This window comes from Nocardia sp. NPDC055165, from assembly GCF_053606985.1.
Window position 1 is genome coordinate 1 of the sequence record NZ_JBSGSS010000032.1, and the last position, 22,860, is coordinate 22,860.

Annotated in this window: 22 protein-coding genes and 1 pseudogene; 8 read left to right on the plus strand and 15 right to left on the minus strand. The window is 67.8% G+C overall.

The genetic code is table 11. The features are described 5' to 3' along the window. Positions 1-163 precede the first annotated feature (163 nt). From ACWFRF_RS34165 to ACWFRF_RS34175, 3 genes and pseudogenes are all read right to left on the minus strand, one after another. Positions 164-394: a lipase family protein gene (locus tag ACWFRF_RS34165; protein ID WP_379314481.1), complete on the minus strand. Its 231-nt coding sequence runs from the start codon at positions 392-394 to the stop codon at positions 164-166. Positions 395-461: 67 nt separating this feature from the next. Next, positions 462-515 (minus strand): annotated as a pseudogene (locus tag ACWFRF_RS34170) (hypothetical protein); the annotation flags it as partial. A gap of 206 nt (positions 516-721) precedes the next feature. After that, complete coding sequence (locus ACWFRF_RS34175) at positions 722-1,309, minus strand: TetR family transcriptional regulator (RefSeq protein WP_378996503.1); 588 nt, start codon at positions 1,307-1,309, stop codon at positions 722-724. A gap of 44 nt (positions 1,310-1,353) precedes the next feature. Here ACWFRF_RS34175 and ACWFRF_RS34180 point away from each other — a divergent pair, with 44 nt between their 5' ends. Both ACWFRF_RS34180 and ACWFRF_RS34185 read left to right on the plus strand, forming a co-directional pair. Next, entirely contained in the window at positions 1,354-2,262 is a 909-nt protein-coding gene (locus tag ACWFRF_RS34180) for an SDR family NAD(P)-dependent oxidoreductase (protein WP_452454239.1), read from the plus strand. A gap of 63 nt (positions 2,263-2,325) precedes the next feature. Further along, positions 2,326-3,978: a CocE/NonD family hydrolase gene (locus ACWFRF_RS34185; RefSeq protein ID WP_452454240.1), complete on the plus strand. Its 1,653-nt coding sequence runs from the start codon at positions 2,326-2,328 to the stop codon at positions 3,976-3,978. A gap of 31 nt (positions 3,979-4,009) precedes the next feature. Here the strand turns inward: ACWFRF_RS34185 and ACWFRF_RS34190 are convergent, their stop codons facing one another. The 3 genes from ACWFRF_RS34190 to ACWFRF_RS34200 all read right to left on the minus strand — a co-directional run bounded on the left by ACWFRF_RS34190 (position 4,010) and on the right by ACWFRF_RS34200 (position 7,382). Continuing rightward, a complete protein-coding gene (locus ACWFRF_RS34190) occupies positions 4,010-5,740 on the minus strand; it encodes an alpha/beta fold hydrolase (RefSeq protein WP_452454242.1) in 1,731 nt (576 codons plus the stop codon). Between the two features lie 70 nt (positions 5,741-5,810). Further along, entirely contained in the window at positions 5,811-6,365 is a 555-nt protein-coding gene (locus tag ACWFRF_RS34195; RefSeq protein ID WP_452454244.1) for a TetR/AcrR family transcriptional regulator, read from the minus strand. Between the two features lie 66 nt (positions 6,366-6,431). Next, positions 6,432-7,382, minus strand: a complete 951-nt coding sequence (locus ACWFRF_RS34200) for an NAD(P)H-dependent flavin oxidoreductase (RefSeq protein ID WP_452454246.1) — start codon at positions 7,380-7,382, stop codon at positions 6,432-6,434. A 244-nt stretch (positions 7,383-7,626) separates the two neighbouring features. Between ACWFRF_RS34200 and ACWFRF_RS34205 the strand changes: the two genes are divergently transcribed. Then, positions 7,627-7,929: a hypothetical protein gene (locus ACWFRF_RS34205; RefSeq protein WP_378996490.1), complete on the plus strand. Its 303-nt coding sequence runs from the start codon at positions 7,627-7,629 to the stop codon at positions 7,927-7,929. Here ACWFRF_RS34205 and ACWFRF_RS34210 read toward each other — a convergent pair. Further along, entirely contained in the window at positions 7,865-8,443 is a 579-nt protein-coding gene (locus ACWFRF_RS34210) for a TetR/AcrR family transcriptional regulator (RefSeq protein WP_387449302.1), read from the minus strand. The two genes, ACWFRF_RS34205 and ACWFRF_RS34210, sit on opposite strands and share 65 nt — an antisense overlap. Before the next feature lie 99 nt (positions 8,444-8,542). Between ACWFRF_RS34210 and ACWFRF_RS34215 the strand changes: the two genes are divergently transcribed. Together ACWFRF_RS34215 and ACWFRF_RS34220 are read left to right on the plus strand one after the other, a co-directional pair. Next, a complete protein-coding gene (locus ACWFRF_RS34215) occupies positions 8,543-9,211 on the plus strand; it encodes a class I SAM-dependent methyltransferase (protein WP_452454248.1) in 669 nt (222 codons plus the stop codon). A gap of 73 nt (positions 9,212-9,284) precedes the next feature. Then, on the plus strand, positions 9,285-9,926 hold the full coding sequence (locus ACWFRF_RS34220) for an HD domain-containing protein (RefSeq protein WP_452454250.1): 642 nt from the start codon (positions 9,285-9,287) through the stop codon (positions 9,924-9,926). A gap of 91 nt (positions 9,927-10,017) precedes the next feature. Here the strand turns inward: ACWFRF_RS34220 and ACWFRF_RS34225 are convergent, their stop codons facing one another. The 6 genes from ACWFRF_RS34225 to ACWFRF_RS34250 form a co-directional block, all read right to left on the minus strand. Next, a complete protein-coding gene (locus ACWFRF_RS34225) occupies positions 10,018-10,770 on the minus strand; it encodes a copper homeostasis protein CutC (RefSeq protein WP_452454252.1) in 753 nt (250 codons plus the stop codon). 1 nt (position 10,771) lies between these two features. After that, entirely contained in the window at positions 10,772-11,551 is a 780-nt protein-coding gene (gene nagB / locus ACWFRF_RS34230; RefSeq protein WP_379312342.1) for a glucosamine-6-phosphate deaminase, read from the minus strand. Beyond that, positions 11,551-12,723 (minus strand): N-acetylglucosamine-6-phosphate deacetylase, encoded by a 1,173-nt coding sequence (locus ACWFRF_RS34235; protein ID WP_452454254.1) that lies wholly within the window; start codon positions 12,721-12,723, stop codon positions 11,551-11,553. Before ACWFRF_RS34235 ends, nagB begins: the two co-directional genes overlap by 1 nt. 142 nt (positions 12,724-12,865) lie before the next feature. After that, positions 12,866-14,530 (minus strand): phosphoenolpyruvate--protein phosphotransferase, encoded by a 1,665-nt coding sequence (ptsP, locus tag ACWFRF_RS34240; protein ID WP_452454256.1) that lies wholly within the window; start codon positions 14,528-14,530, stop codon positions 12,866-12,868. Next, complete coding sequence (locus ACWFRF_RS34245; RefSeq protein ID WP_378996472.1) at positions 14,530-14,793, minus strand: HPr family phosphocarrier protein; 264 nt, start codon at positions 14,791-14,793, stop codon at positions 14,530-14,532. The genes ptsP and ACWFRF_RS34245 overlap by 1 nt, the downstream gene beginning before the upstream one ends. Before the next feature lie 4 nt (positions 14,794-14,797). Continuing rightward, positions 14,798-16,144, minus strand: coding sequence for a PTS transporter subunit EIIC (locus ACWFRF_RS34250; protein WP_452454258.1), 1,347 nt, complete (start codon positions 16,142-16,144; stop codon positions 14,798-14,800). Positions 16,145-16,372: 228 nt separating this feature from the next. Between ACWFRF_RS34250 and ACWFRF_RS34255 the strand changes: the two genes are divergently transcribed. The 3 genes from ACWFRF_RS34255 (at position 16,373) to ACWFRF_RS34265 (ending at position 18,211) form a co-directional block, all read left to right on the plus strand. Continuing rightward, positions 16,373-16,603 (plus strand): glucose PTS transporter subunit EIIB, encoded by a 231-nt coding sequence (locus tag ACWFRF_RS34255; protein WP_101469146.1) that lies wholly within the window; start codon positions 16,373-16,375, stop codon positions 16,601-16,603. Further along, the gene (locus tag ACWFRF_RS34260; RefSeq protein WP_378996467.1) at positions 16,600-17,055 is read left to right on the plus strand and encodes a PTS sugar transporter subunit IIA; all 456 of its coding nucleotides are present in this window, start codon (positions 16,600-16,602) and stop codon (positions 17,053-17,055) included. Before ACWFRF_RS34255 ends, ACWFRF_RS34260 begins: the two co-directional genes overlap by 4 nt. A gap of 97 nt (positions 17,056-17,152) precedes the next feature. After that, positions 17,153-18,211 carry a class I SAM-dependent methyltransferase gene (locus ACWFRF_RS34265; protein ID WP_452454260.1) on the plus strand — a complete coding sequence of 353 codons (1,059 nt, stop codon included), beginning with the start codon at positions 17,153-17,155 and terminating at the stop codon, positions 18,209-18,211. Here ACWFRF_RS34265 and ACWFRF_RS34270 read toward each other — a convergent pair. Then, positions 18,193-21,483, minus strand: coding sequence for a DEAD/DEAH box helicase (locus ACWFRF_RS34270; protein WP_452454262.1), 3,291 nt, complete (start codon positions 21,481-21,483; stop codon positions 18,193-18,195). The two genes, ACWFRF_RS34265 and ACWFRF_RS34270, sit on opposite strands and share 19 nt — an antisense overlap. Before the next feature lie 590 nt (positions 21,484-22,073). After that, positions 22,074-22,709, minus strand: coding sequence for a SanA/YdcF family protein (locus ACWFRF_RS34275; RefSeq protein WP_452454264.1), 636 nt, complete (start codon positions 22,707-22,709; stop codon positions 22,074-22,076). Positions 22,710-22,860 lie beyond the last annotated feature (151 nt).

The window sequence follows — 22,860 nt, forward strand, 5'->3', positions numbered from 1 at the left end:
TTCGTGCTAAACTACTCGGTGTTATCCAGACCGGCGGCAACGGGCCTTATCGGCCGGTTCCCACCGCTTTCACGGTTTTCTACTCCCCCCTACCCGTGATCACGGAGCGGGCGGACTCGTCTGTATCCGGCCGGAGGTGCCGACTCGTAGTCCCGACCGCGCGCTAGGCACCACCAAGCGACATGGACGTCACCGTGCGCGTCGAGCAACCGTCCGGCGCGGCCTGCCCTGCCAGACGCTCATCGATCCAGCGCAGGACCGCGGGAGTCGCACTGATCGCGAGGCTGACGTGCTCGCTCGATTGGTCCCGCGTATACGTGACTCGCGCCCCCGATGCGCACCACTGCGCCACCGCCTTGTCGGGCCCCGCGATGGTGACGATCTCGTCGTGCACGGCGTCCCTGGGCCGCGCGCACTCCGTCGAGCGCGGCGTAACCCGGCTGTCTCGGGGTGAACAGTGTCCCCTTCGGCCCCTCCCGGTCGGGTACGGAAATCGCATGACCGGACGACAACATCTGGTCGATCTGAACGAGATCCAGCGAGGAGTCGTACTTGTCCGGCGCACCTTGTCGGAGCAGGTAGGAAGGCGCGCACTGTGGGGCCGAGGCATCCGTGGCAGCCTGATAGGTGATCAATCCTTTGACCTGCCCGGTTCGTGGGCGCAGCACGGGTCCGCACTACCGACCGCTACGGGAGTACCGGTCAAGCACAACGAGGCGCGTCACGTGCGTCGGGGAACGGATTCGGCCAACGCCGTGCGGGCATCGATCAGGTATTGAGCGAGGTCGCCGCCTTCATGGAGCCAGACTCGGTACGCGGAGAAGAAGCACGCCATCCCGATCTTCGCCCACAGGGCCGGTCGCACGTCGCTGTCGACAGCGACACCGAGTCGGCGGGCCAGGTGGTGTTCGATGAGCTTTTCCACGGCGGCCTGTTTGGCCAGGTCGCGGGCTTGTAGCGCCGGCGTGCTGGTGATCAGGGCGTCGCGAGTGCGCGCCTGTGCGAGTTGTTCGCCGCCGAATCTGCTGATCAGCGGGGTGATGACGACGGCGAGGGTGGTTTCGGGGTGTTCGCCCTCGGGCCGTTCGGCGAGGAGTCGGGCCAGGTCGGCACGCAGGTCATCGTCTTCGGGGAAGACGAGCTCTTCTTTGCTGGTGAAGTAGCGGTGCAGGGTGCGGGTGCCGACTTCCGCGGCCGCCGCGATCTCGGCGACAGTGACGCGGTCGAAGCCTCGTTCGGCGAACAGGCGGAACGCGGTATCGACGATGGACTGCCTGGTCCGTTCCCGTTTGAGTTCCCGCAGCGACATCGAGACAGTGTCGCACGACTCCACAATCTGGCAGGCTATGCCATATGACATCAAGTGACAGAACTATCGTGGTCACCGGCGGTACGAGCGGACTAGGCTACGAATGCGCCAGGAACCTCGCCCTCGACCCGCGCAACACGGTGGTGATCACCGGTCGCGACGCGACGCGAACTCGGGAACTGGCCGCGGCGATCGGCGCGCACGGCATGGCACTCGACCTGTCCTCGCGCCCGTCGGTCGGTGGGTTCGTCGCCGAACTCGTCGCCGCGGACCTACCACCGCTGTCCGGACTGGTGTGCAACGCGGGCGTTCAATTCACCGGCCGGACCCTTACCTCCGACGGCATGGAGGCGACGTTCGCCACCAACCACCTCGGCCACCTCGGCCTCGTCATCGACCTGCTCGCCCACTTCACCGCACCCGCGCGAATCATCGTGGTGTCCTCGGGAACTCATGATCCCGACCAGTTCACCGGGATGCCGCACCCACTGCGCGCCACTGCCCGCGAACTCGCCTATCCGCCGCTACCGACCGAATCGGCACAGCGCGACGCTCGCCGCCGCTACACCACCTCGAAGTTGGCGAACCTCCAGACCGCCTATCACCTCGCTCGCGAGTTGGCCCCACGCGACATCACAGTGAACGCGTTCGACCCTGGCCTGATGCCTGGAACCGGATTGGCCAGGAACGCGAGTGCCGTCCAGCGGCTGGGCTGGAAGACGATCGCCCGCGCCCTTGTCGTACTCCCTGGAGTTCGCACACCGCGTAGGTCCGGCGCGGATCTCGCATGGCTGGTCGCAGCACCTGACCGGGAGACAATCACCGGTCAGTATCTGGTGCGCCGCACACCGGTCCGGTCCTCGGCCGCGTCCTATGACGAACGAGTGCAGCACGCTCTCTACGGCGACAGTCTGGAGTTGCTCGCCGAGCTGGATGCCCGGGCGGATCGCTGATCGGCGACACGCCCCGGATTATCGGGGCTGGACGGCGAGGCGGGGACCGGCAATAGTCCGGGGGTGCGATTGGGTGTTGTGGTGGCGCGGGCGGTGGCCGGTGTGGCGTTGGTGCTCGGGATGGTGGCGCCGGCAACGGCGGAACCGGTGAATGTGGCGTTCACGTGGACGCAGGAGTATTTGACCGCCCCTGACGGCACGCGGCTGCACGCCGATGTCCTTCGGCCGCCGGGTGTGGCCGCCGATGCGCGGACTCCGGTGCTGCTGACGGCCAGTCCGTACCGGGCGCATCTGGCTTACCTGTCCCAGCCTCGCCCGGGTGGTGGGCCCTCGACCGACAACTTGCCGGTCGAGTGGGCGCTGCGGGCCGGGTACACGTATGTGATCGTCGATCTGCGCGGATTCGGTGGGTCCAACGGGTGCCCGGATTTCGGTGGCCCGGGGGAGCGGTCGGATGTGGCGGCGGCGGTGGAGTGGGCGGCGAGCAGGCCGTGGTCGACGGGGCGGGTCGGCGTGGTCGGCACGTCCTATGAGGGATGGACCGGGATGATGGCGCTGGCCGCGAAGCCGAAGGGGCTCGCGGCGGTGGCGGCGTTCGAACCGGTCGTCGATCCGTACTCCTACCTCTACATGCAGGGCACGGCGTGGAAGTTCGGCGGAAAACCGTTGACCGAGGACGGTATCCGCCCCGCCGACACCGCGGGCGCGGAACACCTGGCCATCGCCTCGACCCCCGCTCACCCCGATGACGGCGACGAGTACAAAGCCAATGCCGTCCAGATGACCCAGGACTGCGCCGCCCGCTACCTCGCCCTCACCACCGACCACAACGGCGCCAACCCGGATTGGCGCGAGCGCGACATGGTCGAGGCCGTCCGCGGCAACACCACCCCGATGTTCCTCGGCCAGAGCTTCCTCGACTCCAATACCCGCGCCGACCGCATCATCGAAGCATGGGAAGCCAGAGGCCCCGGCGAACACCGCGCCTGGTTCGGCCAGTGGGGCCACTCGGACTGCCGCGAGAAGTGCGGCACACCCCACTTCGCCTCGGAGCTCTACGCATTCCTGGACAAACACGTGGCGGGCGCCGATGTCGAGGTACCCGGACCGCCGGTGACCGTCGGCCAGTTCGATGGTGGGTGGCGCGGTGAACCCGCCTGGCCGCCTACTGACGCCCAGCGCACAGCCATCGCATTGCGCACCGGCAGCTACAGCGATCGTGGTCTGTTGCCCGGCGCGGACCGGGAAATCTGGTCGATCTCGGCCCCGGTCGCCGAGCCCGTGCACCTCGCAGGCCGCGCCACTGCCGCGCTGACCCTCAGCGGCCCGCCGGAAGCGACTGTCGCACTGGAGCTCTACGACATCGCCCCCGACGGACGCGCCACCGTCATCACCCGCGGTATCGCCCCGGTCCGCTCGGAATCCGGGATCCGGCTGCTCTGGCAGGATGCCCGCCTGGCCACCGGCCACCGACTCGGCGTCCGGATCACCAACGCAGTCGACGACGTATGGTCGCACACGCCGACGAACGCCGCCGTTACCGTCACTTCGGCACGCCTCGACCTACCCCTGCTCACCACCCCGCGGGAACTGAATCTCCCCGGCGGCGTCCCCATCTGGCACGCACGATGGCGAAGCGAGGAAACCATCGCACTCCAGCCGGAGATGGTGAACGACCCCGCGCTCCGGATCGAACTCACGGCTCCGGCCAGGTGAGCGTCGCGGACCGATCTGGCTGTCGGCCCAACTAGCGGCTGCTGCTCGTCGGGTGGTCTTGCGGTGCAGCAGAGACCGATTCGCCCCGCAGAGCACGCGCGATGAGATCCGGATGGGTCAGGTGCGGATAGTGGCCGGTGTCGGCGATCGTGGTGACCGGCCGATCGGTCGGCTCGACCAGTGGGTCGTCCGAACCGACGATGATGTCGACCGGAACGGTGACCCGGGTCAGCTTCGCGGCGAGTTCGTCTCGGGAAGCACCGGCGGCGCGCAGGGCCGCCCACGTGCGCTGGGCAACGCCAGGTCGTCGCAGAGCCGCGAGAGCGGAGGCAATGGCAGGACCCTCCGGAATGCCCAGTCGCGCAGCCACTGTCGCGGCGGACATCCGCTTGACGACCTCGGCGGCGAGGGGCGAACCCGTCAGCCGGGAGGCGGGCTGCTGGAGGAAAGCGGGCGCGATCAGTACCAGCCGTGACACCCGATCGGGATGGCGCAGCGCGAATTCGATTGCGGCCCAAGAGCCCAGCGAATGACCGACGATGATCGGCCGTGTCCGCACCGGCGCCATCAGTTCCTCCATCCAGTCGCCGGTCGACTGCGCGGACACCGCCGAGCGCCCGAGCCCGGGAAGGTCGGCCGCCAGGGTAGGGGCATCCAACTCCCGCACCACGTCGGACCATGATTCGCTGTCGAGCGGAACCCCGTGCAACAGAACATATTCCGGGTCGCTTCGCTCGCCGACCAACCAGGTCCCGTCACGGAATCCGGATTTCGGTGTGGGTGCGACGGTGCCGTTGCGGCCGGCGACGATCCCGTCGGCGTAGGTGCGCAACAGTTCGTCGACCGGCGGATGGCTGATGCCGAGACGCTGTGCGATGGCGTCGCTTCGGCTGGTGTCGTACCGGTCGCTGCTGAGAAAGGACAGCGCTTCGGGATCGGCGTGGGTCACTGCCCTGGGCAATCGACGAACCAGCGCGGTCGGCAGCGTGAAGCGCGGCGCGCCGACGTGCAGATGGTCGGCGACGAGCCGAATCAGTTCGGGCAGTACGGGAGTCGCGGCATCCAGCAGCGGATAGGACTTGCCGACTGTATCGGCGTGCGTGGGCAGCCCCACGATGAACCGGGCCACGTAGTCGAGATCGACCACCGGAACGAAGGTATCGGCCGAGCCCGGCAACGCGGGCAACCGGCCCTGCCAGAGATTGTCGATGATGTCGGAGAGGCCGAAGTACTGGCCGGGTCCGAGTACTCCGGCAGGATTCGCCATGGTCAGCGGGATGTCGCGCTCGGCCGCGAGCCGCCGCAGCAGGGCATCGGCCTCGACCTTCGACGCCTCGTACGCGCCGCTGCCGTAGTCCTGCTCGCCCCCGTCGTCGGCCGCGCGATAGCCGGTGATGTGGACGACGCGCCGCAGATCCGGTTGCCGTGCGGCCCATTCCAGCACGTGCACCGCCCCGTCGAGGTTGACCCGCCGCGCCACCTGCGCATCCAGCCCGAACTTCATCAACGCGGCCGCGTTGTACACATCACGCACCCCTTCGACGGTGTCGCCCAGCGCGAGATCCGGTTCGCCGATATCGGTGGTGGTGATGGTCAAACCGGCGGTGTCGACACGCTGCCCGTGGAGCCAGGTCCGCAGCCGATCCTGACTGCCCGCACGCAGTGCGGCGGTGACGGTGTTCCCGTTTCGCAGCAATTCGGCGACCAGGGAGCGGCCGATGAACCCGGCGGCGCCGAAAACGACGGAGTCGGTGTGTGCCATGGTGTCCTACTTTCAGTAGACCGATTTACATATTTTCAGGATATGACGCGAGCTGCGGGTCGGGAACGGCTCAGATCAGCATGTCGATGGTGTCGGCGAGGTGCTGAAGTGGTTGGCGGGAGCGGTGGGTGCGGGCCAGCACCAGCCCGCCTTCGATCAGTGCGAGCGCGACCGTGGTGATCCGTTCGGGTTCGGGGTGGCCGAATCCGATCAATCGTTCCCGGATCGCCTCCTCCCAGAGTCGATAGGTCGCCGAACAAGCCTGCTGCACAGCATCGTTGGTCGACGCGGTGTCCAATGCGACGGCCGCCACCGGGCACCCGACGGTCCAGTCCGACGCTTCCAGCTGATCGCCCAGCAGGTTCACCATCTTCCGCGCGAAATCTCGCGCGTCCGTCGCCTCGACCGTGCGGATGATCGTCGCGATGTCGGTGCCGCTCTCGGCGAGCGCCGCCGCCACCAATTCGTCCTTACCGCCCGGGAAATGGAAGTACAGCGACCCGCGTGGCGCACCGCTCTCCTGCACGATCTGGTTGAGTCCGGCGCCGAAGTATCCGTGCGACTCGATCAGCGACCGCGTCGCCCTGATCAACTTGCACCGCGTTTCGGCTCCCTTTTTGCCCACCCGCTAAAACTAGACTGGTCTACATATTTTTGCAATGGCCGACCGCTCGCCCGGTCGCAACCAGCCTTACCCGTGGCGTGACGCCAGCAGTTCGGCGGCGTCCCCGCAGAGTCGGTCGAGGATGGCCGCCGCAGGCTCGATATGGGTCACCAATCCCACACCCTGACCCGCATCCACCGGTGCGAGCCGAGGATCGTCGTCCGCGATCGCCGCGCGTAGGCGGTCGGAATCGGGCACGTCGTCGCCCTCGAGCCGCGACCACGGATCCGTGAACTCGTTGCGCAGGACGCGCGCCGGATAGATCGGTGGCCAGGGCAGATCGAGTGCCTCGTCGAACGCGGTGGTGACGGTGGTGCTGCTGGAATCGGCGGCGAGCATCGCGAGGCGGGCGGATTCTGGCAGCAGAGATTCTTCCGCGGCGGCCAGGCAGGTCCCGAGCCACGCGCCCGCCGCTCCCGCCGCGAGCACGGCCGCGAGCGTGCGCCCGGAGCCGATGCCACCGGCGGCCAGGACCGGGACGGTCGCGATGTCGAGGACGGCGTCGAGCAGCGGCAGCAAGGCCAATCGGTCGGCGCCGTGGCCGCCACCTTCGCTGCCGCGCGCCACCAGAATGTCGATCCCCGCGTCCTGCGCGCGGTGGGCGCCCGGTGCGTCGTACACCTGGGTGACGGCGAGGATGCCCGCCGCCCGCACCAGGGGCACCCAGGAGAAATCAGCGCCGAAACTGACCGAGATAATCCGTGGACCCGCGGCGATCGCAGCCTCGAGCAGCCCGGTTTCGCGGGCGCGGACCCAGTCGACCAGCCCGATCCCGTCCGGTGCTCCGGCGACATCCAGTTCGCGGCGCAACGCCGCCACCGATCCCGCACTGCCCATGCCGATCATCCCGAGCCCGCCGGCCGCGCTCACCGCCGCCGCGAGCCGTCCGCCTGCCGCGCCGCCCATCGGCGCGTTCACCAGCGGCACCCGCAGCCCCAGCGATCGTGACCACTGTGTCGACAGCGTCTGCTCTGACATCGGTGCACCTTTCGCCACGGCTATGACCCATCCATCATGGCAGCTGATCGGCACAGCATTCCCGAAGCGATGCGTGCCGGGAGGCCTGGGCGGACGGCCGATTCGGAAAAGGATGGGTGACAACGTCATTCGTCATGCGACCTGCTCCGGGGATCGGCGGCGCGCCGCGCGGAACGAACCTCGGCGCCGAATACGCGGTGCGCGTATGTTCGACGGCAATGCCAGACGAGGAGACAGGATGGCGATGACGATCAGAGATCGCGTCGAACAGCTGGTGACCGAGCCGCCGATCGTGTTCGGCGAGCCGATCGACACTTCCGGCGGCGCTACGGTCATCACCGTCTCGCGCGGTGGTGGTCCGCTGCGGCACCCTCGTCCGGTCGGTGTGTTCGTCGTCCACGAAGGGCGCGCGCACTGGACGCCCGCGATGGACGCCAATCGCATCGCTCAGCTCGGCGAATGGATCGGCCTGCTCACCGGGGTCATCGCGGCGCTGGCGATTCTGCGTCGCCCGCCGTGGCCGGACCTGGGCCGCCGGAGCCAGTGAGCCCGTACAGCGCGAGCGTTTCGAACCGCTGCCACGCCTGGACCGGTGGTGTCGGCGCGGTCGGCTCGATCACCGGACCCAGCACGCCGAGCAATGCCCACGACAGGAACTCGATCGTGCCCGCCGGCTGCTCACCGAGGAGCTCACCGACCAGGTCGGCGACACACTGCCGATAGGCGCGCACGACGGTGGCGGTGGCCTTCGGCCCGATCAGCGGGCGATACACCTCGGGGTACTGCGCGGCGAGATGGAACATCACGCGCAGCGGTGCGAGCGGAGAACCCGGTGTCGTCGTGCGGATGATCTCGCGGCGCAGGAACTCGGTGCAGCTCACCAGCAGCAGGTCGTCCTTGTCGCGGTAGTGCGCGTAGAAGGTGGATCGCCCCACGTCGGCGCGGCCGATGATGTCGCTCACGGTCACCTTGTCGTAGCCGCGCTCGATCATCAGCTCGATCAGCGCTTTGTGCAGCGTGTCCCTGGTGCGTCGAACCCGGCGATCAGGGTGCTCGGCCATTGCTTCCTCCTGCACGGTTTCCCCGGATCTGTTCGATAACGGACACCTCCGGCGATTCTGCTCCTGGTGACGTGCGCGGCAGCGCCCGAGGATGAACTCATGTCCCGAAATCAGCTTCTCACCCCCATGTTCGTCGACGACGCAGGCACCGGTCTGGTCATCGCGGGCCTGCGCCGCTACAACCTCTTCACCACGGTGTTCTTCCTGGGCAGGCACCGTCGTCTGCTCGCCGAATTCGTCACGCTCTCCGGTGCGCGTCGGGGTTCGCGTGCCCTCGATATCGGTTGCGGGCCTGGCAAACTCGTGCGCGGGCTCGGCAGAGCGGTCGGTCCGAACGGTGCCGCCGTCGGTGTCGATCCCTCCGCCACGGCGGTCGCCGACAACCGCGACCGGGATCGAGCCACCCATCATCGCTACGTGGTCGGACCGGCGCAGTCGCTGCCCCTGCCCGATGCCGAATTCGACGTGGTCACGTGTACTTTCGTCATGCACCACATCCCCGAGTCGCAGCGTGACGCCGCGATCGCCGAAATGTGGCGGGTGTTGCGGCCGGGCGGACGGCTTCTGCTCGCCGACGCGTCCCCCTCCCCTCGGATGCGGACAGTTCTCGTACCGTTCTTCGGTCGCGGTGGCGATCCGTTCGCCGATGCCGATATCCGCCACTACACCGTTCGGGTCGAGGCCGTCGGTTTCACCGATCTCAGCTATACCCAGAGCCGCGACCAGACGGGCATCCTCACCGCGCTGAAACCGGTCGCCCCCCACTGATCCGGGAAACCTGTCGGTGCCCTCGGCTAGGGTCGATCTCGACACGATCACCAATCGAGCACGGGGGTGCGGCATGGAGTTCGATCAGCGCGAAATCGAGGCACGGGAGTTCGCCCTCGCGGCGCATGGCGATCAGCGCTACGGCGACCATCCCTACGCCACCCATCTCGCGGCCGTACGGGGTGTCCTCGACGATTTCGGCTACGGCGGTGAACTCGCCCTCGCTGCCTGGCTCCATGATGTCGTCGAAGACACCCCGGTCACCGTCGAGGACGTCGAATCGCGTTTCGGCCGTGACGTTCTCGACCTGGTGTGGGCGGTCACCGGAATCGGCCCCGACCGCAAGGCGCGAAACCAGAACGCCTACAACAAGATCGCCGCGCATCCGAGGGCCGTCATCCTCAAACTCGCCGACCGCACCGCCAATGCCGAAGCCAGCCCGCCCGCCAGCAGCTGGATGGGCATGTACCGCACCGAACACCCCACCTTCAAGGCCCACCTCGGCGAACTCCTCGCCGACGACCCCACCGTGGCCCGCATGTGGGAACGCCTCGACCGCCGCCTCGACCCCTCGATAGCCCCGCCCACCGATCAGTGGGCCGATATCGACGCGTTGGTAGCCGCGGGCGAACACGAAAAAGCCATTGCGGCAGTACAAGCGGCCTTCGACTGCGGTCCCGGCGAGGCAGAATTGATTCTGGCCGAGCGCTCCTGAAACGAGCAATTGACGGCCGGGCGAATCCGAACCCGTACTGGCCCCACCGCGGCCGGGCCCCGTCGCATGCCGAGTAGGCGAGCAGCCCGCATCAGGCGGAGGGGTGTCCGGAGGCGTTCGGCCGGTCTACCGCGAGCAGTTGACGGGCAGCGGCGACCGCGAGCTCCTCGTCCAGTTGCTCGTGGCCGGAGGTGCCGCCGCCACCGGGTCCACCGTCATCACTGATGACGCGTCGGGCCGACAGGTGGATGGCGTCGACGCCCGCCCGGTGCAATGCCGGAATGTCACCGACGGCGATCCCGCCACCCGCCATGATCTGGATGCGCCCCGCCGCGTGATCGACCATCGTGGCGAGTTCATCGAGTCCCTCGGCGCAGGTGGGTGCCCCACCGGAGGTGAGCACCCGGGTCATGCCACCGTCGATCAATGTGTTGAGCGCGGCCGCACGGTCGCGGATCTGATCTATCCCACGATGAAAGGTCAGCTCTATGCCATCGACAGCGACACCATCGAGAACACGACTCAGCCCTTCGCCATCGACCCGGTGGTCCGGGGTGAGCGCACCGATCACCAGACCGGCCGCACCAGCCGAAACTGCCGCGCGCGCATCAGCATTCATCACCGCGAGCTCGGCTGCATCGGCGTACACGAAACCTCCGGCCCGGCACCGGATCAGCACATGGACAGGAATGCCGGTTCCCACCACAGCCTCGATCGTCCCGATACTCGGCGTGAGCCCACCCGTGCTGCCCAGCGCCGCACACAATTCCACCCGATCCGCCCCGGCGCGGCGAGCGCCGAGCGCGCCTGCCGCGTCCTGCACCGCGAACTCGAGGGCGGTCACGTCAGAACGACTGCCAGGCGGGCTTGTTCGCCAGCGCGTACTTGTAGTAGTCCGCCAGCTTCAACTTGCTCGCCGCGGCCTCGTCGATCACCACCGTGACGTGGGGATGCCACTGCATGACCGAGGCCGGGCAGAACGCCGACAACGGTCCTTCGGCGGCGGCGGCGATCGCATCGGCCTTCCCCGCGCCGAGCGCGATCATCACCAGGTGCCCGGCCTCGTTGATGGTGCCGAGGCCCTGGGTGAGCACGTGATGCGGCACATCCTCCGGCCCGTCGAAAAAGCGCGCGTTGTCCTTACGCGTCTGTTCGGTCAGCGTCTTCACCCGCGTGCGGGAGGTGAGCGCCGACCCGGGCTCGTTGAACCCGATGTGCCCGTCGGTGCCGATCCCCAGCAACTGCACATCGACCCCACCCGCGGCGGCGATGGCCGCGTCGTACCGGCGGCCCTCGCCCGCCACGTCACCCGCCTCCCCGTTCGGGCTCAGCACCCGCGCGGGATCCAGGTTCACATGGTCGACGAACTCCGACCGGATGACCGAGAAATACGACTGCGGATGATCTTTCGGCAAACCGACGTACTCGTCGAGCAGGAAAGCGCTGGCGGTGGTGAAGTCCAGCTCGCCCTCCCGGTACCGGCGCGCCAGCTCCTGATAGCTCCCCAGCGGCGACGACCCGGTCGCCAAGCCGAGGATCGCGTTGCCGACTCGCACATAGCCGCCGACGATATCGGCGACCGTACTCGCCACTTCGTTTTCGTCAGCCCGGATCACGATCTCCATCAGATTCCTTCCGTTCCGGCGACGAGCACCCGCCGCGGCCGCAATGACTGGTCGGTGACAAGAATGTCGGCACGCGCACCGACGGTGAGACTGCCGCGTTCGCCCTCGAGACCGAGAACACGAGCAGGGGTTCGAGTCGCGGAGACGACCGCATCGGACAGCGGTATGCCCGCGATGTCGACGGTCCAGCGCAGCACGTCGACGAGCCGTGCCGTGCCCCCCGCGATCGCCCCGGGCGAACCGTCATCGGTGGCCAGCCGGGCAACGCCGTCGTGGACCTGAACATCGAGGGCGCCCAGCCGATAGCCGCCGTCACTCATGCCCGCCGCCGCCATCGCATCGGACACCAGCGCGATCTGATCCGGGCCGACGGTATCGAACACCATCGTCACCGTCTCCGGCGCCAAATGCACACCGTCAGCGATCAATTCGACCACTATCTGGCCTCGCCCGGCCGCGGCCAGACAGGCGGCGACCGGCCCGGGGGAGCGGTGATGCAGTGCGGGCATCCCGTTGAACAGGTGCGTGGCGGTAACAGGGCCACCACTGGCCTCGGCGATGCGCGCCGCGGTGGTCGCGGCATCGGCATCGGTGTGCCCGAGGCTGGGCAGCACATCATGTCGGCGCATCGCGGCCAGCAGTTCATCGAAATGCGCGGTCTCGGGCGCCAGTGTCATCGACCGCACCGTCCCGCGGGCGGCCGCGTAGAGTCGCTCGAACAATGCGGGATCGCCGGGAACGATCGCCGCGGGATCCTGTGCCCCGCAGCGGATCGCATTGATGAACGGGCCCTCGAGATGCACCCCGAGCAATACCCCGTCCTCGACGAGATCGGCCAACATCGCCGCCTGTGCGATCAGCACCTCCGGCTGAGCCGACACCAAGCTCCCCATCAACCCGGTGGTGCCGTGCGCCCGATGATGCGCCGCCGCGACCCGAGCGCCGTCCGCATCAGCATTGGGAAACCCGAACCCGGCCCCACCATGACAGTGCAGATCGATCAACCCCGGAAGCACCAGATCATCACTGGATGCTGGAAGCCGATCGGGTGCAGGATGATTCGCCGCATCGCCGACCCAGGTGATCAGCCCGTCCTGGAATTCGACGACGCCGTCGGCGATGTCACCCTCGACCGTCCCGACGAGACGACCCCGCACGATTCCCGTCACCACGAACCTTCCCCATCACCGGAGCCGTGCCCGGCCCCAACACCTGAACGACCCGATACGCCATCCACCACAGCGGTCACGGACCGCCACCGGACACCGCATCGCGATCCGGCCGACGGCCGGATCGTGTGCACAACAACCTTTTTCACGCCCGCCCGATGATCGCCGCGACCGCCGCCCGCCCCACCTGCGGATTCCGTGCCGCACACGCCGCGTCGGCCGCGTCCTGGCACTGCTGCACATCCACCGCGGCCAACGCCGCCCGTACCGCGGGCAACGCGGGCACCGACATCGACAAACTCGTCACGCCCAGCCCCACCAGCACCGGCGCCAACGTCGGATCCGACGCCGCCTCACCGCACACCCCGACCGACTTACCCGCCGCCGCGCCGGCCGCACCGACCATCGCGATCAGATCGAGCACCGCGGGCTGCCACGGATCGAGCAGCTGCGCGAGCCCGCCCGCCATTCGATCCACCGCGCACGTGTACTGGCTCAGATCGTTGGTTCCGATGCTCACGAAGTCGAGATGCGCGAGCAGATCGGCGGCGCGCAACGCCGCCGCCGGGATCTCGATCATCGCCCCGACTTTGGTCAGCCCGGATTCCCGTGCCAGCGCGGCGAATCCGGCAGCCTCGTCCGCGGTGGCGACCATGGGCGCCATCACCCACAGGTCCGCTCCCGTGGCCTCGCCCGCACGGGCGAGAGCCGTGAGCTGCGTGGCCAGAGTTTCCGGGAACACCGTGCCGATCCGCAGCCCGCGCACACCGAGCGCCGGATTCTCCTCGGTGCCGAGATCGAGAAACGGCAGCGGTTTGTCCGACCCGGCATCGAGTGTCCGCACGACGACTCGTCGACCGGCGAACTGTTCGAAAACAGCTGTGTACGAGGCGGTCTGCTCCTCCAGCGACGGCGCGGACGTCTTCCCGAGATACATGAACTCGGTGCGGAACAGGCCAACCCCCTCACTGTCGATGGGCCCGGCCTTCGCCGCGTCGTCGACGGTGCCGATGTTCACCAGCAGCTGCACCGGCGTTCCATCCGCGGTGTGTCCCGGCCCGCTGGCCGCCGCGATCCGCGCCTTGTCCGCCGCTGCCTGTTCCAGTGCTGCCTGCTGATGCTCGGGACTCGGGTCGATCACGACCTCACCGGTGGTGCCGTCGAGCAGCACCGGCACACCGTCGACGAGCCGATCGGTATCCGGACAGTTCACCACCGCCGGCAACGCGAGGGACTTCGCGAGAATCGCGGTGTGGCTGGTCGGCCCACCCTCGGTGGTGAGCAACCCGACCACATCACTGTCACCCAGCATCGCCGTATCGGCAGGTGCGAGATCGCGCGCGACCAGCACGAACGGATATCCCGGCTCCGGAATCCCCGGCATCGGCAGCCCGAGCAGTACCGCCACGGTCCGCCCGCCGATATCGCGCAGATCGGTCGCCCGCTCGGCCATGTACCCGCCGAGCGCTTCCAGCTTCGCGCAGAATCCCTCGAACGCCAGGTGCACCGCGTGCGCCGTCGGCATCCCGGCGGCGAGTTCCTTCTCCGTGGCGGCGACGATGCCCGGATCACGGGCCATCGTCGCCGACATCGAAAGAATCTCCGCCGCAACACCACTCACCCGTGCGGCCCTGGCGGTCATCTCGTCGGACACGCCACCGAGCGCGTCCTTGACCCGGGCGAGCTCGTCGGCGACCGAGCCGCCGACGGGATCGTGCGCCGATGTCTCGAGCTGCGATCCGAACCGCAACCACGGCGCGCACACCACGCCCGGGCTCACTCCGAGTCCACCGATCACCTGCTCCGGCATCAGGCGGCGTCCAGATCCGAGGCGACGAGTTCGGCCAGCTGGTCCAGAACCGCGTCGGCCCCCTCGGCGTGCAGGGTCACCTCGGCCCCGTGTCCCGCGCCCAGCGTCATCACCGCGAGCACGCTGGCCGCGTCGACCGGCTCGCCACCTCCCAACGAGATCCGCACCGGCACCCCCGCGGCCTGCACGGCCTGCGTGAGTTTCGCGGCGGGCCGCGCGTGCAGCCCCACCTCGGATCCGACGATGACGGTGCGGGTGCTCATTGCCTCACTCACCTTCCAGTTTCTTGTCCAGCTTCGTTTCGACTTCGGCGACCGAGGGTGCGTCGGTTCGAGTATCGCCCGTGGCCGTCAGAGCAGTCTCCGCTTCGACCAGGGCCGCGTCGGGCACACCGGCTTCGACATCGGTTTCCGCCTCGCGACCCGGCGTGCGCAGGTTCCACTTCTTGATCACGAAGCTGAAGAGCGCGTAGTAGATCACCGCGTAACCCAGCCCGATCGGGATCAGCATCCAGGCATTGGTGGCCTTGCCGAAGTTCAGCAGGTAGTCGATCGCACCCGCGGAGAACGTGAATCCGTCGTGGATACCGAGCGCGTTCACCAGCGCCATCGATGTGCCCGTCAAGATCGCGTGCACCACATACAGCGGCCACGCCACGAACATGAAGGAGAACTCCAGCGGCTCGGTGATGCCGGTGACGAACGCGGTCAGGCCGGTGGAGAGCATGATGCCGCCGACCAGCTTCTTCTGCGACGGGCGCGCGTTGCGCCAAATGGCCAGCGCGGCAGCGGGAAGCGCGAACATCATGATCGGGAAGAATCCCGTCATGAACGTACCCGCGGTCGGATCACCGGCGAAGAAGCGGTTGAGGTCACCGCGCACGAGCTGGCCGGAGGCGTCGGTGTAGTCGCCGACGAGGAACCAGACCGTGGAGTTCAGGATGTGGTGCAGCCCCGTCGGGATGAGCAGGCGGTTGGCCGCGCCGTAGATGCCGCCACCGACGACCGAGTTGTCCGCGACGGTCTCGCCCACCCAGGTGAGCGCGGAGTTGAAGGCCGGGTACAGGAACGCCATGCCGACGCCGACGACGAGGCCGGTGAACGCGGTCAGGATCGGCACCAGCCGCCTGCCGTTGAAGAAGCCGAGGAAGTCGGGCAGCTTCGTGCGATAGAACCGCTGCCACAGTATCGCCGACAGCAGACCCATCACGATGCCGGCGAGGACGCCGTAGTTGATCAGCGCCTGCGCGCCCTTCGGGTCGGTTTTCCCTTCGAGCACGATCGGTGACATCGCTTCGAACACGCCGTTGATCACCATGTAGCTGACCACCGCCGCCAGTGCTGTCGACCCGTCGGCCTTCTTCGCCCAGCCGATCGCGATACCGACGGCGAAGATCAGCGGCAGCCAGGTGAACACGGCCTGCCCGGCTGCCGAGATGACCGAGGCGGTGCTCTCCAGCGCGGAGAAGCGGCCGAGGAGGTCGTCCTGGCCGATGCGCAGCAGGATGCCCGCCGCGGGGAGCACCGCGATCGGCAGCATGAGGCTGCGACCGAGGCGCTGCAATCCCGCGAACACCTTCGATTCTTGTTGGGGTGTGTCGGTAACGGCAGTCATGTCGACCTTCTTCGTGCCGGCTTCGCGGCGGTCTCGGCGAGGGAGGACCGGCTTGCCCGCCGATCCGGGTTAACTGTTGTGAACCGGTGTACCTGACGGGTACTGTCCGGTCATAACCAGTTGCCAGTTTGACCAGGTGGAGGTCGGATGTCAACCGCTGAATATGATGTGGCGCACATTCGAGACTCCCATACTGGTACTGGCAACCACCGCCGAAAGGGAGAACAGATGTCCAAAGCGGAAGCGATCGTCCAGGGCTTGGGCGGCGCGGACAATATCGTCGAGATCGAGGCCTGCATCACCCGGTTGCGCACCGAGGTGAAGGACGGTAGCAAGGTCGACGAGGCCGCTCTCAAGGCCGCGGGCGCCCACGGTGTCCTCAAGTCGGGCACGGTCGTGCAGGTCGTCGTCGGCCCCGAAGCCGACACCCTGGCCGACGACATCGAGGACATTCTGTGAGCATCCCGGTCATCGCGCCGCTGCCCGGCAAGGTGGTGGCCCTGTCCGAGGTCCCCGATCAGGTCTTCGCCGAGCAGATCGTCGGTTCCGGCGTCGCGCTCGACCCAGACCGCACCCGCGGCACCCTGACGGTGACGGCCCCCATCGCAGGCAAGATCCTCAAACTCCACCCCCATGCCTTCGTCATCTTCGGCCACGGCGTCGGCGTCCTGGTCCACCTGGGCATCGACACCGTGAAACTCAAAGGCGAAGGCTTCGAACTGCTCGCCACCGAAGGCGACACCGTAGAAGCCGGCGCCCCCATCGTCACCTTCGACCCGACGAAAACCGCCGCCACCGGCTACTCGGTCATCTGTCCCGTCGTGGTCATGGACTCGGCAAAAGACTCCGTCTACACCGACACCGTCGGCACCACCGTCGAATCCGGCAGCCTCCTGTTCGATTCGCCATAGCCACCCTGACCTGCTGCTGAACCTTTCGGCGAGCCGACCCGTAGTCCGTATCAGCGGGTCGGCGTCGATTCGTATCGCGTCAACAGGAGGATGACCGATGACCGGAGCTGAGCAATCCAGTGAGCAGTTCGCCGAGCGGTTGTTCGGGGCCGCGCTCGGGACCATCGACATTCTGGCGGTGCATCTCGGGGATCGGCTCGGCTGGTATCGGGCGTTGGCCGAAGGTGGGCCCGCGGATGCGGGTGAATTGGTCGCGCGGGCGGGTGGAGATCGCCGGTATGCGCAGGAGTGGCTCGAGCAGCAGGCGGCGACCGGGATTCTGACGGTGGCCGCGGACGGGCGGTTCGCGTTGCCCGCCGGCGCTGCCGAGGTGCTCACCGACCCGAGCAGTCTCGACTACCTTGCGCCACTGGCTCGTATGCTGGCCGGTGCCGCCGCCCAGATGCCCGCGCTCGTGCGCGCTTACCGCGACGGCGGCGGCGTCGGTTGGTCCGAGTACGGCGCCGACATGCGCGAATCCCAGTCGGACATGAACCGCCCCTGGTTCGAGCACCGTCTCGCTGCGGGTCTGGCCGGGGTCGCTGATATCCACGCGCTGCTGTCGCGCCTCGATGCCAAGGCGGCCGATATCGGCTCAGGCGGCGGCTGGTCCGCGATCGCCCTTGCCCGCGCCTACCCGGAGCTGGCGGTCGACGGCTACGACATCGACCAGCCCTCGGTGCGGATGGCCACCGAAAACGCCACCGACCTCGGTGATCGCGTCCGCTTCCAGCACGCCGACGCCGCCACCGATCTCCCCGAATCTACCTACGACGCGCTGTTCGCGTTCGAGTGCCTGCACGACATGCCGCACCCGGTCGAGGTACTGACCTCGATGCGCAAAGCCCTGCGTCCAGGTGGCGCGGTGATCATCATGGATGAGGCCGTCGCGCCGGAATTCACCGCACCGGCGAGCGATATCGACCGCCTGATGTACGGGTTCAGCCTGCTGGTCTGCCTGCCCGACGGCATGGCACATCCCGACTCCGCGGGCACCGGCACCGTCATGCGCACGGCGAAACTGGGGGAGTACGCCGAGAAGGCAGGTTTCACCGCCGTGGAAGTCCTCCCGATCGAGGACTTCGGATTCTGGCGGTTCTACCGGCTCACGGTCTGATCGGCGAGCTGTTCGGTCTCGACCCTCCAGCGCCTGGCGAGATCGTCGAAATAGCGCTGGCTGCTCCACAATCGGTAGTTGCCGATCACGTAGACCCGCCGCCGAGCCCGCGACACTGCCGTATTGAGCACATTCGGATTCGTCGCCGCCCACCGTCGCGACCCACCTGCCGCGGGCGATGTCCCCAAGATCAGCACCACGACCTCGGCCGAATTGCCGTGCATCGCATGGACAGTGCCCACCTGCCGCTGCGCGAACTCCGCACCGAGCACCTCACGCGCGATCTCCTGCGCGCCATGGGCGACGTCGCGGAACGGGCTGACCACACGGATATCGGCCGCTGCCACCCCGTCCTCGGTCAACCGCGCGAGCAGCGCGGCGAGCGCTTCGCCTTCGCCGGGAATCCAATTACCTTCGGCCCGTGCGGATCTGACATCGATCCACCGATCGTGCCCGGGAAACTCCGGTCGATCCGGCGTGGCGAACACCAGCAGGTCATCGTCATAGGCAATGTGATGTGTGAGCTCGAAAATCGGCCGGTCACTACGCCGATGGACCCGCAACGGCGTGCCGACCCACACCGGCGCGACCGAATCGGAGGGCATCAGCCAGGTCCCGTACCGCACCCCACGATCAGCAGCCTGGCGTGCCGACGCCTGATCCGGCATCCACTCCGCATCGAGCCCGTACTGCTGTACGAATGCTTCCTGCGCCGAAGTGGGCAGTACACCGACAGGTCCCAGCTGACGATGATCACCGACGATCACCGCCCGCCGAGCCCGCCACAATCCACCGGCCACCGACTGCGGCGCAGCCTGCCCGGCATCGTCGACGAACAACCATCCGAGAGCCTCGGACCCCAGCCCGGCGAACAACCGGGGCAGTGCGGTGAAGGTCGTGGTGATCATCGGCACCGCGAAGAACAGTGTCTGCCATGCCGCCGCAACGGTTTCTGGCTTCGGCTCCACCGCGAGCTCACCACGGATCAACGCGATGGCGACGATGAGATTGTCGCGAATCCGCGGGGCCGCGTTGAGCAGAAACGCACGATGCAACTTCAACGCCGACAGGAACAGCTCACGCCGCGCGCTCGCGTACTGCTCGTCCGCCCACGGATTGCACAGCTGGAACTGCTCGTCGTCACCCGCCACATCACCGAACGGGATGGTGCGCGACCAGTTCTCGCGCCCCCGCTCGATAACGTCGAGCGCCGCCGCCCGCCGCTCCGTCAACTCGACGTGTTCGCGAATCAGCGTGCGGCCGTTCTCGGCGGCCTGCGCCCACTGCTCCCGCGTGTACTCGACCTCGGTCTGGCGCCGCCGCATGTCCGCCTCGGCGATATGTCGTTCGCGCAGCAATTCGTTGCTGCGCGCGCTCCACCGCCGTCCTGCCCGGAATCCTGTCGAGAGCGATGCCACGAACCCCGGCTTCTGCCCGCCGTGCTCGCTGAGGAACTTGCCCGCCCGGTGGTGCGCGGCCTGCGCGGCCCGCAGATGCTCGGTGGCCAGCTGATGACGTTCGCGCCAGTGCGCGTGCGCGTCATCGGCGTTGGCGATCTCGGCCGCCGTCGACTGCAATCCCGCGTTCATGGTCGGCAGCTCGGCGACCGCGTCGGCGACGTTCTGGCGCGCCTGCGCGAGTCTGCGCACCTCGGCGCGGCGCGTGGTGAAATCCCGCACCGCGGTCGGCCAATCGGGAATCGAATCCGGGTCGGCCTCGGCCTGCTTGAGGATGTCGAGCATCCCGCCGTTCGGTGTCCCGGTCTTCCGTTCGGTGGCGAACCGATCCCCGAACCAGAACTGTTCGGCGAACGTTCGTCGCGTCCCACCCAGTGCCGCGGCGACCAGTCCCCACGCCGGTGCGCCGCCGACGAGTTCGGCCAGGTCGGTGAAGTGATTGAGCTCGCCATCGATCGCGTCGCGATGCTGGATCTCGGCGACCACATCGGCCGCGGTGGCATCGCTGCCGGTCGCCAGCACCACTTCGAACCCGGTCACACAGTTCGCCAATCGGTGCGCGCCCACCGTGTAGTTCTTCGCCACCTGCACCTGCTCGGTGATCCCGGCGAACACCGCCATCGGATCGTCGAACGCCGCCAGCTGCGCGGCCCGCTCGACCAGAATCCCGGCCAGTAGGTCTCGCAGCATCGTCGTCGTCCCGGTGCCCGGCGCACCGTGCACCGCGAAAATGCCCGCATCGTCGCGCAATTCGGACAGCGCGCGATCGACCGCGAACTGCTGTCCGGAAACCAGCGGATCGCCCGGCCAGCGTCCGTCCGGAATGAGATGAGGGAGCAGGCCCTCGACGACCGCGTCCTGGCGTCGACGGACATCGATCCGGTCATCGAGCGGCAGCGACTCCGCCGCCGAGAGGTAGTCACGCAGCGCCGCACCGATGTCGCCGCGCTCCACCGCTTTCGCGAGCTCGGCGAGGTCCGTGCCGAGCCCGCTGTTCAGGCGATCCTCGGCAGCGTCACTGTCGGCGTCGCGCGCCGCGACCTGGATGCACGCCACCCGCACACCGCCGGCCCGCAATTCCGATCGAATACCCAGCGCGGCACACAGTTCACCGGTGAAGATCTGCAGGTCGCGGCCGGTCAATCGGGGGGCATCGACGACGTCGTCGTCAGACAGAACGGCGAACCGTTCGGCGAAGGCCAACGCCGACATCCCGGCGAGACCGGGCGAGATGACGCCATCCGCTCCCGCCGCGAGCACCGAAGCCGCTACCCCGCGGCCTGCCACGTCCAGCGCACGCCACCGCGGCGCCGGACCCATCTGTTCGGCATCGGGGTGAGTTTCTCGCGTCAGCGTGTCGAGCGCGGCGGTGAACGCCGCCGAGTCGTGGTCGAATCCGTCGGCCCAGCCGACGTCGCCGGGCCCTGGTGCGCGCAGCCGGTTCACGGCCCACGCCAGCCCCGACAACGTCGCCGAGCCTTCGACAACCACTCCGCCGTCGGTCAACGTCACCGCGAAAGCCGCTGTGGTCCCGGCCCGTCGGGCGTCGGCCTCCAGCTGGTCCTCGCCGAATGTCCGCACCAGCGCTTCCCGCGCGCGCCCCACCTCGAACAGTCCGCCGTACACGACGAACTGCCACACTCGCCCGGTTTTCAACGCGGGCAGCGCGGCGAGGTTTTCCCATGGCGCGCGGTCATCGGGCGCGAGATCGACCACCAGTCCGCCGGTCTCGACGTCGGGAACAAGCTGCGGGCCGAACAACTCCACTGTTTGCCAGAAACGCACGAGCCGCGCGGCGTGCTCGGAACCGCCCACGATGCACCCCAATCCGGTCGGCGATCATTGCAGACAACCCCGATCACGGTACGCGATCCGGATCCCTCGAGCACGCCACCCCGGCGGTCGCGCCTGCCGTGGCGAGAACATCGGTGCTGGTCCTGCCGCCGCGGCGAGCACCTCGCCGCCCACAACCGCCCCGGAAAACCCTTTGACCCATCAACCTTGTGCCGCGCACGCTGAGACCATGGACGACTTGGCCCACGCCGCAGACCGATTCGTGCTCGGTGAGCTCCACGGTGCGGACCTGTCGATGGCCGCCGCCGAGGCACTCGCGCGTGGACTCGACAGTCCAGCATTGGTAGAGCTCGCCTGTCTGCACCGGACGGACTGCGGTGCCGCTCCCGAACTGTTCCGCACCGCGATGGCCGAGCTCGGGCTCGTGCACGACTGGAGGGCGCGAGAAGTCGACGTCAGGGTCGGGCTGGCACGAGCTCACGCGACAGCCCTGCTCGCTGCTGATGCCGCGCCGGCCTTCCCCCATCTGGTCACAGCGCCTCCCGTGCCTCGGTCGGCACGGCCCGCGAGATTGCGGGAGTTCGTCGCTTCTCTGCGCTCCCGGCGCGCTATCAGCGCAGAAGCATCTCCGCCACGGCTTTCGGCGCTGCCAGCCATTCACGAACGTTGTTGCGTACCTCGGTGACCTGCCTGCACTCGCAATAGGCCACCACCCCGTCGGCCTCGATACCCACGGCCCGGCACAGCGCGACCGCGCGGGGGAGATGTTGGTACTGGCTCACGATGATCGCCCGGTCGATGCCGAACAGCGACTTCGCTCGCTCGCAGGTCTCCCGCGTGGAAAGGCCGGCACGATCGGATCGGACGATGGCCGGGTCGATGCCGTGGTCGAGGAGATAGCGCGTCATCGACGCGATCTCGTCGCCCGACGAGCCGCCGGCATCCCCGGACAACAGAATCGCCTCGGCCTTGCCCGCTTCGACCAACTCGATCGCCACATCGAGACGTCCCTGTAGATAGGCCATCGGAGTTCCGTCCGTCCCGACTTTGGCACCCGGGACGATCACGACGGGTGCGCTGGGCGCGGCCGCGACATCACTTCTATGACCGGACGACAAACTCCACATAGCGATGTTCGCCCCAGCTGTCACCAACGCGAGGCCACCCGCCACGACAAGTCCGGCTCTCGCCATGCGACGCAACCGCTGACGCTTCCCGCTATGTTCCTCCGCCATGCGCACTTTCATACATGAACACTGCGAAAATATCCCCTGACTAGGGGATTTGACATTGCAATTCGCGACACGTAACTTTATTCCAGTCAGAGCGACACGGACACCGACTCAGCCGCCCAGCGGCCGAGACACGAGGTAGGACGATGAGCGCCTGACTGACTGC

Excerpts from the sequence above, each read along its gene's own strand:
- ACWFRF_RS34245 (WP_378996472.1), bottom strand. The coding sequence starts at position 14,793 with ATGAGCACCCGCACCGTCATCGTCGGATCCGAGGTGGGGCTGCACGCG.
- ACWFRF_RS34190 (WP_452454242.1), bottom strand. The coding sequence starts at position 5,740 with ATGGCACACACCGACTCCGTCGTTTTCGGCGCCGCCGGGTTCATCGGC.
- ACWFRF_RS34175 (WP_378996503.1), bottom strand. The coding sequence starts at position 1,309 with ATGTCGCTGCGGGAACTCAAACGGGAACGGACCAGGCAGTCCATCGTC.
- ACWFRF_RS34180 (WP_452454239.1), top strand. The coding sequence starts at position 1,354 with ATGACATCAAGTGACAGAACTATCGTGGTCACCGGCGGTACGAGCGGA.
- ACWFRF_RS34210 (WP_387449302.1), bottom strand. The coding sequence starts at position 8,443 with ATGGCCGAGCACCCTGATCGCCGGGTTCGACGCACCAGGGACACGCTG.
- ACWFRF_RS34200 (WP_452454246.1), bottom strand. The coding sequence starts at position 7,382 with ATGTCAGAGCAGACGCTGTCGACACAGTGGTCACGATCGCTGGGGCTG.
- ACWFRF_RS34215 (WP_452454248.1), top strand. The coding sequence starts at position 8,543 with ATGTCCCGAAATCAGCTTCTCACCCCCATGTTCGTCGACGACGCAGGC.
- ACWFRF_RS34265 (WP_452454260.1), top strand. The coding sequence starts at position 17,153 with ATGACCGGAGCTGAGCAATCCAGTGAGCAGTTCGCCGAGCGGTTGTTC.
- ACWFRF_RS34255 (WP_101469146.1), top strand. The coding sequence starts at position 16,373 with ATGTCCAAAGCGGAAGCGATCGTCCAGGGCTTGGGCGGCGCGGACAAT.
- nagB (WP_379312342.1), bottom strand. The coding sequence starts at position 11,551 with ATGGAGATCGTGATCCGGGCTGACGAAAACGAAGTGGCGAGTACGGTC.
- ACWFRF_RS34205 (WP_378996490.1), top strand. The coding sequence starts at position 7,627 with ATGACGATCAGAGATCGCGTCGAACAGCTGGTGACCGAGCCGCCGATC.
- ACWFRF_RS34250 (WP_452454258.1), bottom strand. The coding sequence starts at position 16,144 with ATGACTGCCGTTACCGACACACCCCAACAAGAATCGAAGGTGTTCGCG.
- ACWFRF_RS34220 (WP_452454250.1), top strand. The coding sequence starts at position 9,285 with ATGGAGTTCGATCAGCGCGAAATCGAGGCACGGGAGTTCGCCCTCGCG.
- ptsP (WP_452454256.1), bottom strand. The coding sequence starts at position 14,530 with ATGCCGGAGCAGGTGATCGGTGGACTCGGAGTGAGCCCGGGCGTGGTG.
- ACWFRF_RS34275 (WP_452454264.1), bottom strand. The coding sequence starts at position 22,709 with ATGAAAGTGCGCATGGCGGAGGAACATAGCGGGAAGCGTCAGCGGTTG.